This is a genomic window from Flagellimonas marinaquae, assembly GCF_023716465.1.
Taxonomy (GTDB): domain Bacteria; phylum Bacteroidota; class Bacteroidia; order Flavobacteriales; family Flavobacteriaceae; genus Flagellimonas; species Flagellimonas alginolytica.
Window position 1 is genome coordinate 3,455,687 of the sequence record NZ_CP092415.1, and the last position, 13,686, is coordinate 3,469,372.

The window sequence follows — 13,686 nt, forward strand, 5'->3', positions numbered from 1 at the left end:
TCATGAAAACCATTATAAAATATATATCGTTAGTAATTTTTTTGGTTCTAACCGCCTGTGAAGACGTAGTAGATATAGATGTGCAAGAAGGACCAACAAGACTTGTAATAGAAGCTTCTTTAGATTGGGAAAAAGGAACAGAAGGTAATTATCAAACTATAAAACTATCCACCTCTACACCTTATTTTGATACAAGTTTTCAGCCTGCAATAGGAGCTACAGTTAGCGTTCTAAATGTAAATAGCGGAACAGAAGTTTTATTTGTAGACCAAAATGATGGAAACTATACTACAACTGATTTTGAGCCGGTAATTGGCGACACCTATGCATTGACCGTAAACTATAAAAACGAAGTATTTACGGCTACAGAGAAAATGACTCCCGTGCCAGAAATCAAGGAAGTTTTTCAGTCTAGGGATGATGGTTTTAATGATGAAGATCTAGAAGTTCATTTGGTTTTTACGGACCCCGAAGCGGAAGAAAATTATTACCTGTTCAAATTTTTAAAAGAGGGCGAATTGTTTCCAGCATTTGAAGATGCAAAGGACGAATTTATAAACGGAAATGAGATCGATTGGTGGTACGAAATTGAAGAAGATGAGATGGATGGCTTAACGCCTTTTGAGCCAGGTGATACGGTTTACATTAGCATGCACGGTATTTCTAAAAGCTATTATGAATACATAAAGATCTTAATTGAACAAATGGGCGGTGCTGGCTTGTTCTCTTCAACTCCTGTTGCTTTAAAAGGAAACTGTGTGAACCAAACCAAACCAGAAAATCAACCATTAGGATATTTTAGACTTACAGAGGTAAACAAGGTTACCTATACATTTACAGCAGAATAAAAGGTGATTGATGTGGTAGCGCTGGGTTCCTAGGTCCTGGCGCTATTTTTCTGTTTTACCACCATACCACAAACAGCTTAAATAATTCTCCTTCTGTAGTACGTACCCATAGCATTGGTGCGTACTGATTAAGGTGTTTTAGATTGATGTCTAGCAGCGTGTTGTAATGATTGTTCCACAAAACTTGATTATCGGGTGGCAACGGCCATTCTTTTTTAGCCGGAATGTAGAACTGATAATGTTTAAATAGATTAGTATTGAATTGCTCAAAACGCACCCAATAGCCCCCATGGCAAGATGTATTTAGTGGTCGTATAGCTAGTTTTTCCTCCTTAAAAGGTGTGAAAAGTTGTGCCTTAAAACAGCATTGCTGTTCCATTTCTAATGGGTCAATCCCTAAGGCATCCCATTTTTGTTTAAGACTGGCATGATGTAGAAGAGGAAATTGTTTTTCTTTGAGCTTATCCAATTTGGTATAAAACATATCCCGCTTATTAGGCCCCATCAGTCGGTGTATAGGTTCCGATATGTTAGGATTTATGATATAGAATTTGTAGGCTAGTTCTACGTGTAGATAGTTATTGGTAAGGTTGTTTTTTAAGATAAAATCCAATTCGCCCAAACGTACTTTTCCTTCATCTATCAAAACATTTGCTAATACAACCTCATACGCTTCAGAAGTTGTTATCAGGTGCCTAAACACGTATTCCATTTGGTGACCTAAACGTAATTTTTCTGGAATGGCAACATTTTTTACAGAATCCATGTCTATGGATGGAAATTCAAATTGCGGTAATCCAAATTGTTCTCGGGTCCAAAGTGGCGCAGTATTGTAAAATGCTTCTAACAGTGCTTTCATCCTTAAACAAACTTACGGAATGCGTTAAGTTTTTTCTAAAGCTTTAGTCATTACCTCAATTTGCCGTAAATTTATGTAATGGCTATGAACACAAGAAAAGGGTTTCGTTTTACCAATTACGAAGCACCCGACCAAACTCCGTTCGAAAAACTCTTCGAAATTTTTCAAGAACTCGTCACTCATACCTCGGGCGATGTGGAGGAAGCGTTGGACTGGTTACGTGAATTGGATAAAGAATACAACCTTACCGACGACGATTACACTATTGATGACTTTATCGAGGACCTAAAGGCAAAAGGTTATATCCGCGAAGAGTTTGATATTGATAATCCCCAAGGTGGAGAAGGTGAGGAGGGTAATGAAAACGGTGGTGGTATACTCTCTTTGACCGCTAAACTAGAGCGCATGCTGCGTCAACGGGCTTTAGACCAAATCTTCGGTAAAATAAAGCGTAGTGGTTCGGGTAACCATAAGACCGGAAAATCAGGAAAAGGAGACGAGCATACCGGGGAGTTCCGTGAATATCGTTTTGGAGATTCGTTGGAGCACATCAATATGACGGAAAGCCTCAAAAATGCCCAAGTAAACCATGGGTTGGATAACTTTTCCCTAAATGAAGAAGATTTAGTCGTTGAGGATACAATGCACAAAGCTCAGATGAGTACGGTGCTCATGATAGACATTAGCCATAGCATGATTTTATATGGCGAGGACCGAATCACACCCGCCAAAAAAGTGGCCATGGCTCTGGCAGAATTGATCACCACCCGTTATCCAAAAGATACCTTGGATATCTTGGTTTTTGGTAACGATGCATGGCCCATTCCCATTAAAGACCTGCCCTATTTAAAAGTAGGGCCATACCATACCAATACCGTAGCTGGTTTGCAATTGGCCATGGACATGCTCCGCCGAAAACGTAATACCAACAAACAGATTTTCATGATTACCGATGGAAAGCCATCCTGTTTGCGATTACCAAACGGAGATTATTATAAAAACAGTGTAGGCTTGGACGAATACATTGTTGAAAAATGCTACGCCATGGCGCAACAAGCCAGAAAACTTCATATACCAATTACCACATTTATGATTGCAGAAGACCCTTATTTGATGCAATTCGTTCGTGAATTCACAAAGGCCAACAAGGGGAAGGCCTTCTACACAGGACTTAAAGGATTGGGTGAAATGATTTTTGAGGACTACGAACAAAACAGAAAAAAAAGAATTAAAGGTTAATATCACAAATGAAATTAGATCACAACAACATTGCAACCCTGGGTCAACTCAAATCGGCAGGGTATACAGGTAAAAGTATCAAGGACGAACTACGTGACAATCTTTTGGAAAAAATATCGAAGGGAGAACAGGTCTTCGAAGGAGTTTGGGGCTACGAAAATTCGGTGATTCCTGAATTGGAAAGAGCTATTTTATCACGCCACAATATAAATTTATTAGGGTTGAGAGGTCAGGCAAAAACACGCTTGGCCCGTTTGATGGTGCAATTGCTGGATGAATATATCCCAATCGTAGAGGGTTCCGAAATTCATGACGATCCAATGCATCCCATCTCCCGATATGCCATAGAGCTGGTCAAGGAAAAAGGTGATAATACACCTATCGGTTGGGTGCACAGGGATGAGCGATTTTACGAAAAACTGGCCACCCCAGATGTTACCGTAGCCGACCTTATAGGAGATGTAGATCCCATAAAAGCAGCAAATCTTAAATTATCCTATGCCGATGATCGAGTAATTCATTTCGGGATGATACCCAGAGCAAACCGCTGTATTTTTGTGATCAACGAACTACCCGATCTTCAAGCAAGAATTCAAGTAGCGTTGTTTAATATTCTGCAAGAGGGAGACATACAAATTAGAGGGTTTAAACTTAGACTCAATTTGGATATGCAATTTGTTTTTACCGCCAACCCAGAAGATTACACCAATAGGGGAAGTATCGTTACACCTTTAAAAGATAGGATAGGTTCGCAAATTTTGACGCATTATCCGGATAACATCGAAATCGCAAAAAAAATCACCAAGCAAGAAGCCAAATTGGACAAACGCCAATCTGATTTTGTATATGTTCCTGAAATCGCCATGGATTTGTTGGAGCAAATCAGTTTTGAAGCCAGAAACAGTGAGTTTGTAGATGCCAAAAGTGGCGTAAGTGCACGTATGAGCATCACCGCTTTTGAAAACTTATTGAGCACCGCAGAACGTAGGGCCATTATTGCAGGTGATACTAAAACTACCGTTCGATTGAGTGATTTTATAGGAGTGGTGCCCTCCATTACCGGAAAAATTGAGTTGGTGTATGAAGGAGAGCAGGAGGGAGCTGGTTATGTGGCCGAAACATTGATAGAAGAGGCTGTAAAAAGTTTGTTCCCTAATTATTTTCCCAAGATAGAAAAGCTGCAGCGCCGAGAAGAGGAAAACGAATATGATGAACTCGTGAGTTGGTTCTTTGATGGTGAAGGATTTGATTTATTGGACGACGAAAAAGATGAAAATTATAAATCCAAACTGGATGCCATTGGTCCCTTGAACCATTTAATCAGAGAATATCAGCCAGAAATTTCTATGGAGGATTCCTATTTTCTTAAAGAACTTCTGCTTTGGGGGCTGGTGGCCCACAAGAAATTGAGCAAACACCGGTTTCAGCAGGGTTATCAATTTAAAGATCTATACGGGAGCTACATTAGTGGGTTATAGCCCATTGATGGGCCTACTGCCAAATATTTAGATTATCGTTGTAGTTTTCGAAATTATAGATTCCTATGTAACGCTTTCTTAACCAAAAGGTGTAAAGCGTTAAAATAGGTAGTATACTATACAAAACCAAGGTAAGTGTGGCCATGGGCTTAAATGTTGCAGGGATTACATGTTCATTAAACCCACCAATGGAGTATAATACCATAGCGCTGTCATAGATTTTAAACAAGTATATGATCATCACAACGTACAGAACATACTCTATATTTCTCATTTTGGGGTCTGGCAATTCATCTTCAGTGATCTTGAACCAAACCACGTACAAATAAAGCAAATGTACAACGGATAGAATCGGGAATATATAATTGTCCGGTTTTAAAAAGTAAAACTGATTGGTGTAAATACCATAAAAACTCAATACCGACAAGGTTAATAGAACTACTATACTTGCTAGGATATTCCTTTTCCAGGTAATGATTTTTGACAAGGTATTCATGTTGATTTCAGATTTGGGATAATACTTGCTGTAAAGAACGGGGTTTTGTCACCACTATTTTAACAAAATCGTTGAGTGGCAAACAATGTTGGATAATGGGAAAAAACCGACATGAAACCCAAATTTTAGATGGTAAAAACAACTAGTCAAATAGATCTGAAGAGAGATAACGGTCCCCACGGTCGCACACAATCGAAACAATAGTGCCGCTCTCCAAGGTTTCTGCCAAGCGCAAGGCCACTGTTGCGGCACCACCACTGCTCATTCCTGCGAAGATACCTTCCTCTTTGGCCAACTGTTTTGCCATAGTTCTGGCATCTTCCTCGCTCACCTCCATTACGGTGTCCACTTTTGCAGGGTCAAAAATTTTTGGCAGATACTCTTGCGGCCATTTTCGAATTCCCGGTATTTTGGAATTATCCGTAGGCTGTACACCTACAATCTGAATATTGGGGTTTTGTTCCTTTAAAAAAGTTGATGTGCCCATAATTGTCCCTGTGGTACCCATACTGGAAACGAAATGTGTGATTTCCTCTTGTGTATCTCGCCAAATTTCCGGTCCGGTAGTTTTGTAATGTGCCAACCAATTATCATTATTGGCAAATTGGTTCAGCATTCTAAAACCTTCTTGGGCAACTTTTGCTTCAGCATAATCTCGTGCGCCCTCTATCCCAACATCGGCAGGGGTCAAGGTAACTTTTGCACCGTAGGCCCGCATGGTCTGCACTCGTTCCTTGGTAGAGTTTTCCGGCATCACCAATTCAATATTCAATCCAAAAAGACCGGCGATCATGGCCAATCCTATCCCAGTGTTACCGCTTGTAGCTTCTATAAGTTTGGTGTCTTTCGTAAAGTCGCCTCGTTCCAGACCACTTTTGATCATATTGTACGCAGGTCTGTCCTTAACACTTCCGCCAGGATTATTTCCTTCTAGTTTAAAAAGGACTTTTACTTTTTTATTGGTGTTCAATACTTTGGATTCCACCAATGGGGTGTTTCCGATTAAATCGAGTATACTGTTAGACATTAGGGCTCGTCTTAATTTTAATTTCTGGGGTATGGTACACTTTAGAGTTTGGCGGCACCGATTCGGTTATCCAGGCATTTCCGCCTATAATGGAATTTTTACCAATAACGGTGTCGCCACCTAAAATGGTAGCGTTGGCGTAAATCGTCACATTGTTTTTAATAGTTGGGTGTCGCTTTGTTTTTTCCAAGCTCTTGGATACATACAATGCACCCAGCGTAACTCCCTGGTATACCTTAACGTTGTCTTCTATAACTGCCGTCTCACCTATAACTACACCGGTAGCATGATCGATAAAAAAAGATTTTCCGATTTTGGCCCCAGGGTTAATGTCCACTCCCGTTTGTCTATGGGCATACTCCGTCATCAAACGGGGAATCAAAGGAATGCCTTCCACATATAGCTCATGTGCCAATCTATAAATGGCAATCGCATAAAATCCCGGGTAAGCCAGGTATATTTCTTGCAACGAAGAAGATGCGGGGTCACATTCTAGGATAGCTTCGGCATCCAGGTTTAAAAATTCCAGTATTTCGGGAAGATGGGAAACATATTCTCCCCATAGCTCATCATGTGGCTTTTTCAATTCACAACACGCCATATCCATAAGCTTGTTGAACTGTTTTTCCAATAGCTCAAGGTTTACGGCCACAGGGGTATTGGTGTCAAATAAGGTATAAAAGAGCGTGTTCGTAAAATCCTCGGTAAGTTGCTTTAATTTAAAATCCAAGCAGGGCATTTTTTTATGCCTAATAAGCTCTTCGATTATTTTTTCCTTATCCATAGTGCAATTTGTCGCTCTAAAATTAGTCAAAACCTTACCGCAAGTGGGCACAAAAGGGTAACTTTAGATTAAAAATAACATATTATAATTTTATGAGCTCGAACATAACGATTTCCAAGGATTCCCTTGACTTTTTAAATGAATTGAAAAAAAACAACAACCGCGAATGGTTCGAGGCCAACAAGACTACTTTTAAAAAGCATGAAGCTCAGGTAAAGGCATTTTTTGAAGCCGTTAAAGACAATCTGAACCAGCACGACGAAATCGAGAAAATGAAGATGTTCCGAATTTATAGGGATGTTCGCTTTTCTAAGGATAAAACTCCATATAAGAATCATTTTGCAGGTTCTTTTTCCCGTTTGGGCGCTCATTTAAGGGGCGGTTATTACCTACATATAAAACCAGGGGAATCACTCTTGGCCGCAGGTTTTTGGGCCCCCAACAAAGAAGATCTATTTCGCATACGGAAAGAACTGGAATTGGATGCCTCGGAATTTAGGGACACCATAAACCAAAAACAATTGAAAACCGTTTGGGGAGATCTAAGCGGGGACGAGTTAAAAACTGCCCCAAAAGGTTTCGAAAAGGAACACCCCGACATAGACCTAATTAGAAAAAAGCAATTTGTTTTTGTGCGAAATCTATCGGACAGTGAAGTTTTATCCGCGTCATTTTTGGAAGAAGTGGACAATTCCTTTAGGGCCATTAGACCCTATTTTGATTTAATGAGCGATATCCTCACCACCAACTTGAACGGAGAATCAATCTTGTAACAGCGTCTCCACCTCTAAAAGTTGGATTTGATCCTTAAGACGTTCCACCACCATATGCATCATTCGCTTGTTCAAGGCAGAGGAATTGGTAATATAGTCCCTGTATTCTTCTACCGTGAACTGACCTATTATCATACCTTTTAGGGAATTCCTGAACTTGATGTCCTTTTGAATGGCCCGCTCAATGTATTGAAGTTTTTTCTCTAAGGAAAGATCGTAAAAAACACCTTTGTGCTTGTTCGCATAATTCTTGAACGCTTCTACCAATAAATAGTTCTGGAGTTTTAAAACAGGGCGGAGGGTCTTGTTCTGGAAATGCTCATCAAAACCCATTTGATTGTTAAAATGTGACTCGGGAATACTCGGACGAATGTCCAATCGGCGGTCGGATTCTAAATCCATGGCTGTGATTTTTAATAAAATTACAGAATGAATCGCCCTGCACATTTAATAATCGCAATAGTTGTCAACGATGTTATGAACAGCATGGTCAGAATGAATATGGAAATCTTAGAACAATTTAGAGACCCGATAAACTATAAGACAAAACAGGCAGATTGAAAATTCGCGCAGGACCGAGTACCGGAATAGTTTAGGGAATTTAGAAGATGGATTAAAGTTCAGCATCCTTAAATATACTAAAGGATGATTGATCTCTAAACCAAGGAAAAGCCTATTTTTATAAATCGATTCCAAATATATTCGTTCATGAAATTCGGAAAAGTAGATAATCCGGAAAACATAGATTTTACCATACCACCTGACCACCCAGATACGCCCGTGGTGTTATCCAAAACCAAAACGGGGGCTGAGGCAAAGATTTATGTCGGTTGCGCCAAATGGAATAGACAAGATTTAAAGAATTTTTACCCAAGGGGCACAAAGGATGAGCTGGAATATTACTCATCGCAATTCAACAGTATTGAGCTCAACGCCACATTTTATCGGATATTTCCGGCGGAACAGTATGAGAAATGGCGGGACAAAACTCCTGAAGGTTTTAAGTTTTTCCCGAAAATGACCAACGAAGTAAGTCATTTACGCCGAATGAACGATAAGGCTCTTGAAGCAACTGACCGTTATTTAGAGGTAACGTCTTTACTTGGAGAAAAGCTCGGAACCATTTTTTTACAAATGCACAATAATTTTGGTCCAAAAAACTGGGATAGGGTAGTGCGCTTTGTAGAATATTGGCCAAAAGAGTTCCCATTGGCCATGGAGTTTAGACACACGGATTGGTTCAACGACAAAAATGTGGCCAATGAGCTTTACCACTTATTGGAAGAAAACAATATTGCCAACACCCTAGTGGATACAGCAGGCAGAAGAGACCTTATGCATATGAGATTCACCAAGAATGAAGCCTTTATTAGATATGTTGGTGCAAATCATAAATCGGATTACCCCCGCTTGGATGATTGGATCGAGCGTTTATCTTCATGGAAATCCATGGGCTTGGAAAACATTCATTTTTTTGTACATCAAAACCTTGAGTTGGAATCCCCTTTATTGTCAGCCTATTTTATTGAACAACTTAACACTAAAATGGGTTTTGATCTACGTGTACCAAGAACAACTCTATCCTCTGAAAAAGGTTTGTTCGATTAAGTGGCGTAAATTGATCAAGTTTAAAATCTTTGGGTACAATATTTAGTTACTCATTATCAGGGTCAACCAAATTATTTCAAATTCGTAATTCGCATCAATTAAAGAAGTTAAGAGTACCTTTCTTAGGGCTATTGCCCTAACTTTGTGGTCTAAAACATTAAATTCATTGCTATGCGATTTCACACTAGAAAATGGGTCAAGCCAGAGGATTTAAATGCCAACGGAACACTTTTCGGAGGAAAGGTGCTAGCCTGGGTAGATGAAGAAGCTGCCCTTTACAGTATAATTCAGCTCGAAAACAAAAAAGTAGTCACCAAGTACATGTCCGAAATTAACTTTATGAGCACGGCACGGGAAGGTGACATTGTAGAAATAGGGATAGAAGTAATAAAATTCGGGGTCACCTCGATTTCTTTAAACTGCGAAGTTAGAAACAAGATGACCCACGAAAGTATTGTTACGGTCGACAATATAATTATGGTTAACCTGGATGAAAACGGCAATCCCAAACCCCATGGCAAAACAAAGATTGAATATGTAAAAGATCGTTTGGCCAAAAAGGAAAAGGAAGAACAAAATGCCGCTTCTTAGTTCATTGATTCGGCTACTGCTTGCACCTCGTCCAGTACCCTTAGCAGATTTCCACCCCACAATTGGGCTATCTCTGCTTCGGTATAACCTCTTTTGACCAATTCAAGGGTTACATTAAAGGTTTCAGAAGCATCTGACCAGCCTTCGATACCACCACCACCATCAAAATCGGAACTAATGCCCACATGGTCTATTCCGATAAGATCGACCATATAATCTATGTGGTCCACAAAATCTGAAACGTTAACGGCCGGTGGGGCGTTGGAGTCGTCTTTTGCCAATTCTTCCCCAATATTCATCACTTTCCTGTAGTTGGCAAAGAATTCTTTACGTTGATCGGGAGTCAATGTAGAAAATTGGGAACGTTCGTACCAGGCAATTTCCAAGGAATCCGCTACTTTTTTGTACACGTCCTTCATATATGTGGCACGAGCTTCGTGTTTTTCTGTATTTAAGTAAGAGCTAAATGCAACGGTCTGCACCACACCCCCGTTTTCCTTCATCAGCATTAGCTGCTCGTCGTCCAAGTTACGGCTATGATCGCACAACGCTCTTGCAGACGAATGCGAAGCTATGATGGGAGCTTTGGTCAACTCGATCATTTGCTTCATGGCCTCTTTGGAAGGGTGGGACACATCGATCATAATGCCCACGCGGTTCATTTCGGCAACGGCTTGTTTTCCGAGTTCACTTAATCCATTGTGGAGCCATACACTATCTTTTTCTCCTGTATTGGAATCGCTGAACTGGCTGTGCCCATTGTGCGAAAGGGAAATATAACGTGCTCCACGCTTTTGATATTCTTCGATCAAGGCAAGGTCCTCACCGATCGGGTAGGCATTCTCTACGCCGATCATGGCCACTTTTTTACCAGACGCTACAATTCTCCTTACATCGTCGGAGTTTAAGGCCAATTCTATTTGGTCCGGGGCAATATCTTCACAAAGCCTATGTATGGCATCAAATTTGGCCATGGCATTGTCCGCCGCTTTCGCATAGCCATCAGATGTCAGTTCGTCCTGCCCGGTATACACAATCAAGAAAACGGCATCCAATCCACCTTCTTCCATTTTTGGAAGGTTTATCTGGGTCTCCAGTCGTTGTGTGTAATTAATACTGTCGGTAAAGTTCTGGACGTTAATGTCGTCGTGGGTGTCGATTGTAATCACTGAATCGTGGATTCTCTGTGCTCTTTCTTCCAAGGTTTCAGTTTTTTCGGTTTTCTGATTTTTTTTCTCTCCGCAAGAGATCAATAAGGTAATACTAAGGAATAGATAAAAATATTTCATGGTCGGTTAATTTATACATACAAATAACGCAATTTGACAACAAAATCCGAATACTACGGAACAATTAATTGTATTCACTTGGTTTTATCAAGATTTTTAGAAGGATTAATAACCACTTTTACATCAGTACTTTGGGAACACGGGAATTGTTAACGTATTTGGAAAAACTTGAAATAGGATTAAGCTCTTTTTCTTACGAAGAGCTAGGCGTTGTTGAAGCGGGCGAACTCAAAAAATCTTTTGAGATGTTCAAATTTGGACTGGAAAGCAAAGTTTTTGGTATTTCCGAAATGAGACAGCTCGAGAACATCTACAAAAAGGTTGGAATCCAAAGTGTTGATACCAGAGAAGCCGAAAGCTATGATAAAAGTAAATTTTTAAAGCTAATGGCGGCCTTGGAAGGTACAAGTTTGACCGAGGAACAACTTCAAATTATAAATGACCTTAAAGTTATGATGAAAATTGAGCAGGATGGACCCCCTCGAAATACAGGGGAAGCTCCAAACCAAGTATCCTGCGACTTTGAATTCATAGAGAAAAGCCTGAAAGCAGGATTTGCCTCCCAAAATATAGACTTAAAACCCGTTTTGGAGGATTGTATGGGCCAAATGGAACTATTGGAAGAACTGGTCCGTATGTTCAAGCTCAATATTTTGGAGTTTATCGGCAGCGCCAAAACCAATTTAATGTGCGAAAACTTTAATGCACTGGAACTGACCTGCCAAAAAATTATGCCTTCGTTGCGTATGATGCAGACAACCGGACTTTTGGAGGTCACACAACAAATTTCCAGGCTTTGCAAAACAGACCAAGACATAAAACACCTTTCGTTTCTATATGATCAATTTTTGAAAGAATACCCCAATGTACAGGAACAAATAGATTTTGAAATGGAACTGTTCCGTACAATGTAATATGGACAAAAATGGAAAGCAACGATCTTCCAAAATATTTACAAAGTATTTTTTATCCTTTGTTCAAACACGCAAAGGATTTGGAATGTAAGCTTATGCTTTTGGACGAAATGTTGGAAGTAGGGGACAAAAAGGAAATTCCATTGCTCACAGAGCTGGAATCCCACAAAAACCACCAGATAAGCAATAAAGCATTTGAAATAAAGGTCGCCCTCCAATCCAAGTTGGGCCTAATGACAGATACTGAACGCAGGAGATTGCCCATGAACCTTTGTTTTATTTATGATGAATTCAACATAAGACCCAGTAAAGTGGACAACGAACTGGACTTTGAAATTGAACTCGACTTATTGAATATGAAGAAAGAATAGGGTTTCACCACCCAATGTGGAATTTTCACCACATTCTATCTTTTATAAATAATCTTTAAAATGATTTAACGTTATACTTAAAACCCCGACAAATTAACCAAAGATTACCATGTTATACGATACCTACGGAGAAGAATACTTGGCATTTTTACAAGAACTCAACGAAATTTTGAGTGTAAACCAACTTGCCGAACTGGATTACCTATAAACCAATACCCCAAAACTGTTCAAAATGAAGAACCACAACAAAGAAAACACCGCTTACTTGAATTTTATTCAAGATTTGAAAGACATGCTCACTGATTTTGATATTAGTCTATTGAGCAAATCCTAAAAGTTTAAGTAAATATCATAAAAAAGGGGATGTACAAAAACATCCCCTTTTTTATTTATAACATATACCTACCTATCCCAAATAAGATTTTAAAATTTTGCTTTTGGATGTATGTCTTAATTTTCTAATGGCCTTTTCCCGGATTTGCCGCACACGTTCTCGGGTAAGGTCAAACGTGCTGCCTATTTCCTCCAAGGTCATGGAAGGTTGGTCTCCAATACCGTAGTACAACCTCACCACATCCGCCTCTCTTGGCGAGAGTGTATCCAATGCCCTGTTGATCTCTGTATTTAAACTTTGGTGCATTAGGCTCCTGTCCGGTTTAGGAGAATCACCGGCATTGAGCACATCATATAAATTTGAGGTTTCACCTTCCTTAAGGGGAGCATCCATGGAAACATGGCGTCCAGTATTTTTTAACGACTGTTTTACCTCGGATACCGTCATGTCCAGCTCCTTGGCAATTTCTTCTGGAGATGGTGGCCGCTCATGTGCCTGCTCCAGATAGGAAAACGTTTTTTTTATCTTGTTGATCGACCCAATTTTGTTCAATGGCAAACGAACCACTCGAGATTGTTCGGCCAAAGCTTGTAAAATGGACTGCCTGATCCACCATACCGCGTAGGAAATAAATTTAAAGCCGCGGGTCTCATCAAAACGCTTGGCTGCTTTAACTAGCCCAACATTACCTTCGTTGATCAGGTCGGGAAGCTTAAGACCTTGGTTTTGGTATTGCTTGGCCACAGAAACAACAAACCTAAGGTTGGCGTTGGTCAGTTTTTCTAAAGCAGCTTGGTCTCCGGCCCGTATCTTTTGTGCCAACTCAACTTCTTCCTGTGCAGTTATAAGATCAATCTTACTAATGTCCTGCAAGTATTTGTCAAGTGATTTGGATTCCCGGTTCGTGACCTGCTTAATGATTTTTAGCTGCCTCATTCGTATTTATGGTTTTGTAAGTGTTATAAGCTTTCATTATACGTTTTTATGTCCGATTTTCCAAGTACAAAATGTTATTGTTATCAAAATGTTATCAGTCAACAGGAGTAACAATGTAGAAAGTTCCCTAAAACTTGAT

At 39.9% G+C, this 13,686-nt stretch carries 15 protein-coding genes; 8 read left to right on the top strand and 7 right to left on the bottom strand.

What is annotated here, in order from left to right; translation table 11 throughout:
* The first annotated feature begins 2 nt into the window (after nt 1–2).
* Complete coding sequence (locus MJO53_RS15310; RefSeq protein WP_224836933.1) at nt 3–848, top strand: DUF4249 domain-containing protein; 846 nt, start codon at nt 3–5, stop codon at nt 846–848.
* A 55-nt stretch (nt 849–903) separates the two neighbouring features.
* On the opposite strand, the gene MJO53_RS15315 is transcribed toward MJO53_RS15310, so the two are convergent.
* Nucleotides 904–1,707 (bottom strand): DUF1853 family protein, encoded by an 804-nt coding sequence (locus MJO53_RS15315; RefSeq protein ID WP_252079743.1) that lies wholly within the window; start codon nt 1,705–1,707, stop codon nt 904–906.
* A 78-nt stretch (nt 1,708–1,785) separates the two neighbouring features.
* Here MJO53_RS15315 and MJO53_RS15320 point away from each other — a divergent pair, with 78 nt between their 5' ends.
* Together MJO53_RS15320 and MJO53_RS15325 are read left to right on the top strand one after the other, a co-directional pair.
* On the top strand, nt 1,786–2,946 hold the full coding sequence (locus MJO53_RS15320; protein WP_224836931.1) for a vWA domain-containing protein: 1,161 nt from the start codon (nt 1,786–1,788) through the stop codon (nt 2,944–2,946).
* Nucleotides 2,947–2,954: 8 nt separating this feature from the next.
* Entirely contained in the window at nt 2,955–4,424 is a 1,470-nt protein-coding gene (locus MJO53_RS15325) for a magnesium chelatase (protein ID WP_252079744.1), read from the top strand.
* A 13-nt stretch (nt 4,425–4,437) separates the two neighbouring features.
* Here the strand turns inward: MJO53_RS15325 and MJO53_RS15330 are convergent, their stop codons facing one another.
* From MJO53_RS15330 to epsC, 3 genes are all read right to left on the bottom strand, one after another.
* Complete coding sequence (locus tag MJO53_RS15330; RefSeq protein ID WP_224836929.1) at nt 4,438–4,920, bottom strand: hypothetical protein; 483 nt, start codon at nt 4,918–4,920, stop codon at nt 4,438–4,440.
* 142 nt (nt 4,921–5,062) lie between these two features.
* Nucleotides 5,063–5,947, bottom strand: coding sequence for a cysteine synthase CysM (gene cysM / locus MJO53_RS15335; protein ID WP_252079745.1), 885 nt, complete (start codon nt 5,945–5,947; stop codon nt 5,063–5,065).
* Nucleotides 5,940–6,731 (bottom strand): serine O-acetyltransferase EpsC, encoded by a 792-nt coding sequence (gene epsC / locus MJO53_RS15340; protein ID WP_252079746.1) that lies wholly within the window; start codon nt 6,729–6,731, stop codon nt 5,940–5,942. Before epsC ends, cysM begins: the two co-directional genes overlap by 8 nt.
* A gap of 92 nt (nt 6,732–6,823) precedes the next feature.
* Between epsC and MJO53_RS15345 the strand changes: the two genes are divergently transcribed.
* Complete coding sequence (locus tag MJO53_RS15345; RefSeq protein ID WP_252079747.1) at nt 6,824–7,504, top strand: DUF2461 domain-containing protein; 681 nt, start codon at nt 6,824–6,826, stop codon at nt 7,502–7,504.
* Here the strand turns inward: MJO53_RS15345 and MJO53_RS15350 are convergent.
* On the bottom strand, nt 7,493–7,906 hold the full coding sequence (locus MJO53_RS15350; protein WP_252079748.1) for a glyoxalase: 414 nt from the start codon (nt 7,904–7,906) through the stop codon (nt 7,493–7,495). The genes MJO53_RS15345 and MJO53_RS15350 overlap by 12 nt on opposite strands.
* A 306-nt stretch (nt 7,907–8,212) precedes the next feature.
* On the opposite strand from MJO53_RS15350, the gene MJO53_RS15355 reads away from it, so the two are divergent.
* Nucleotides 8,213–9,112, top strand: coding sequence for a DUF72 domain-containing protein (locus MJO53_RS15355; protein ID WP_252079749.1), 900 nt, complete (start codon nt 8,213–8,215; stop codon nt 9,110–9,112).
* A gap of 171 nt (nt 9,113–9,283) precedes the next feature.
* Entirely contained in the window at nt 9,284–9,703 is a 420-nt protein-coding gene (locus tag MJO53_RS15360) for an acyl-CoA thioesterase (RefSeq protein WP_224836922.1), read from the top strand.
* On the opposite strand, the gene MJO53_RS15365 is transcribed toward MJO53_RS15360, so the two are convergent.
* Entirely contained in the window at nt 9,700–10,992 is a 1,293-nt protein-coding gene (locus tag MJO53_RS15365) for a dipeptidase (RefSeq protein ID WP_252079750.1), read from the bottom strand. The two genes, MJO53_RS15360 and MJO53_RS15365, sit on opposite strands and share 4 nt — an antisense overlap.
* 131 nt (nt 10,993–11,123) lie before the next feature.
* Between MJO53_RS15365 and MJO53_RS15370 the strand changes: the two genes are divergently transcribed.
* Together MJO53_RS15370 and MJO53_RS15375 are read left to right on the top strand one after the other, a co-directional pair.
* A complete protein-coding gene (locus MJO53_RS15370) occupies nt 11,124–11,906 on the top strand; it encodes a hypothetical protein (protein WP_252079751.1) in 783 nt (260 codons plus the stop codon).
* 11 nt (nt 11,907–11,917) lie between these two features.
* Nucleotides 11,918–12,277 carry a hypothetical protein gene (locus MJO53_RS15375; protein ID WP_252079752.1) on the top strand — a complete coding sequence of 120 codons (360 nt, stop codon included), beginning with the start codon at nt 11,918–11,920 and terminating at the stop codon, nt 12,275–12,277.
* Nucleotides 12,278–12,683: 406 nt separating this feature from the next.
* On the opposite strand, the gene MJO53_RS15380 is transcribed toward MJO53_RS15375, so the two are convergent.
* Nucleotides 12,684–13,547 carry a sigma-70 family RNA polymerase sigma factor gene (locus MJO53_RS15380; RefSeq protein WP_224836918.1) on the bottom strand — a complete coding sequence of 288 codons (864 nt, stop codon included), beginning with the start codon at nt 13,545–13,547 and terminating at the stop codon, nt 12,684–12,686.
* Between the last annotated feature and the right edge of the window lie 139 nt (nt 13,548–13,686).

What these genes read in the sequence shown, in the direction of transcription:
- MJO53_RS15320 (WP_224836931.1), top strand. Translation starts at nt 1,786, where the DNA reads ATGGCTATGAACACAAGAAAAGGGTTTCGTTTTACCAATTACGAAGCA.
- epsC (WP_252079746.1), bottom strand. Translation starts at nt 6,731, where the DNA reads ATGGATAAGGAAAAAATAATCGAAGAGCTTATTAGGCATAAAAAAATG.
- MJO53_RS15345 (WP_252079747.1), top strand. Translation starts at nt 6,824, where the DNA reads ATGAGCTCGAACATAACGATTTCCAAGGATTCCCTTGACTTTTTAAAT.
- MJO53_RS15375 (WP_252079752.1), top strand. Translation starts at nt 11,918, where the DNA reads ATGGAAAGCAACGATCTTCCAAAATATTTACAAAGTATTTTTTATCCT.
- MJO53_RS15330 (WP_224836929.1), bottom strand. Translation starts at nt 4,920, where the DNA reads ATGAATACCTTGTCAAAAATCATTACCTGGAAAAGGAATATCCTAGCA.
- MJO53_RS15310 (WP_224836933.1), top strand. Translation starts at nt 3, where the DNA reads ATGAAAACCATTATAAAATATATATCGTTAGTAATTTTTTTGGTTCTA.
- MJO53_RS15350 (WP_252079748.1), bottom strand. Translation starts at nt 7,906, where the DNA reads ATGGATTTAGAATCCGACCGCCGATTGGACATTCGTCCGAGTATTCCC.
- cysM (WP_252079745.1), bottom strand. Translation starts at nt 5,947, where the DNA reads ATGTCTAACAGTATACTCGATTTAATCGGAAACACCCCATTGGTGGAA.
- MJO53_RS15315 (WP_252079743.1), bottom strand. Translation starts at nt 1,707, where the DNA reads ATGAAAGCACTGTTAGAAGCATTTTACAATACTGCGCCACTTTGGACC.
- MJO53_RS15360 (WP_224836922.1), top strand. Translation starts at nt 9,284, where the DNA reads ATGCGATTTCACACTAGAAAATGGGTCAAGCCAGAGGATTTAAATGCC.
- MJO53_RS15325 (WP_252079744.1), top strand. Translation starts at nt 2,955, where the DNA reads ATGAAATTAGATCACAACAACATTGCAACCCTGGGTCAACTCAAATCG.
- MJO53_RS15365 (WP_252079750.1), bottom strand. Translation starts at nt 10,992, where the DNA reads ATGAAATATTTTTATCTATTCCTTAGTATTACCTTATTGATCTCTTGC.
- MJO53_RS15380 (WP_224836918.1), bottom strand. Translation starts at nt 13,547, where the DNA reads ATGAGGCAGCTAAAAATCATTAAGCAGGTCACGAACCGGGAATCCAAA.
- MJO53_RS15355 (WP_252079749.1), top strand. Translation starts at nt 8,213, where the DNA reads ATGAAATTCGGAAAAGTAGATAATCCGGAAAACATAGATTTTACCATA.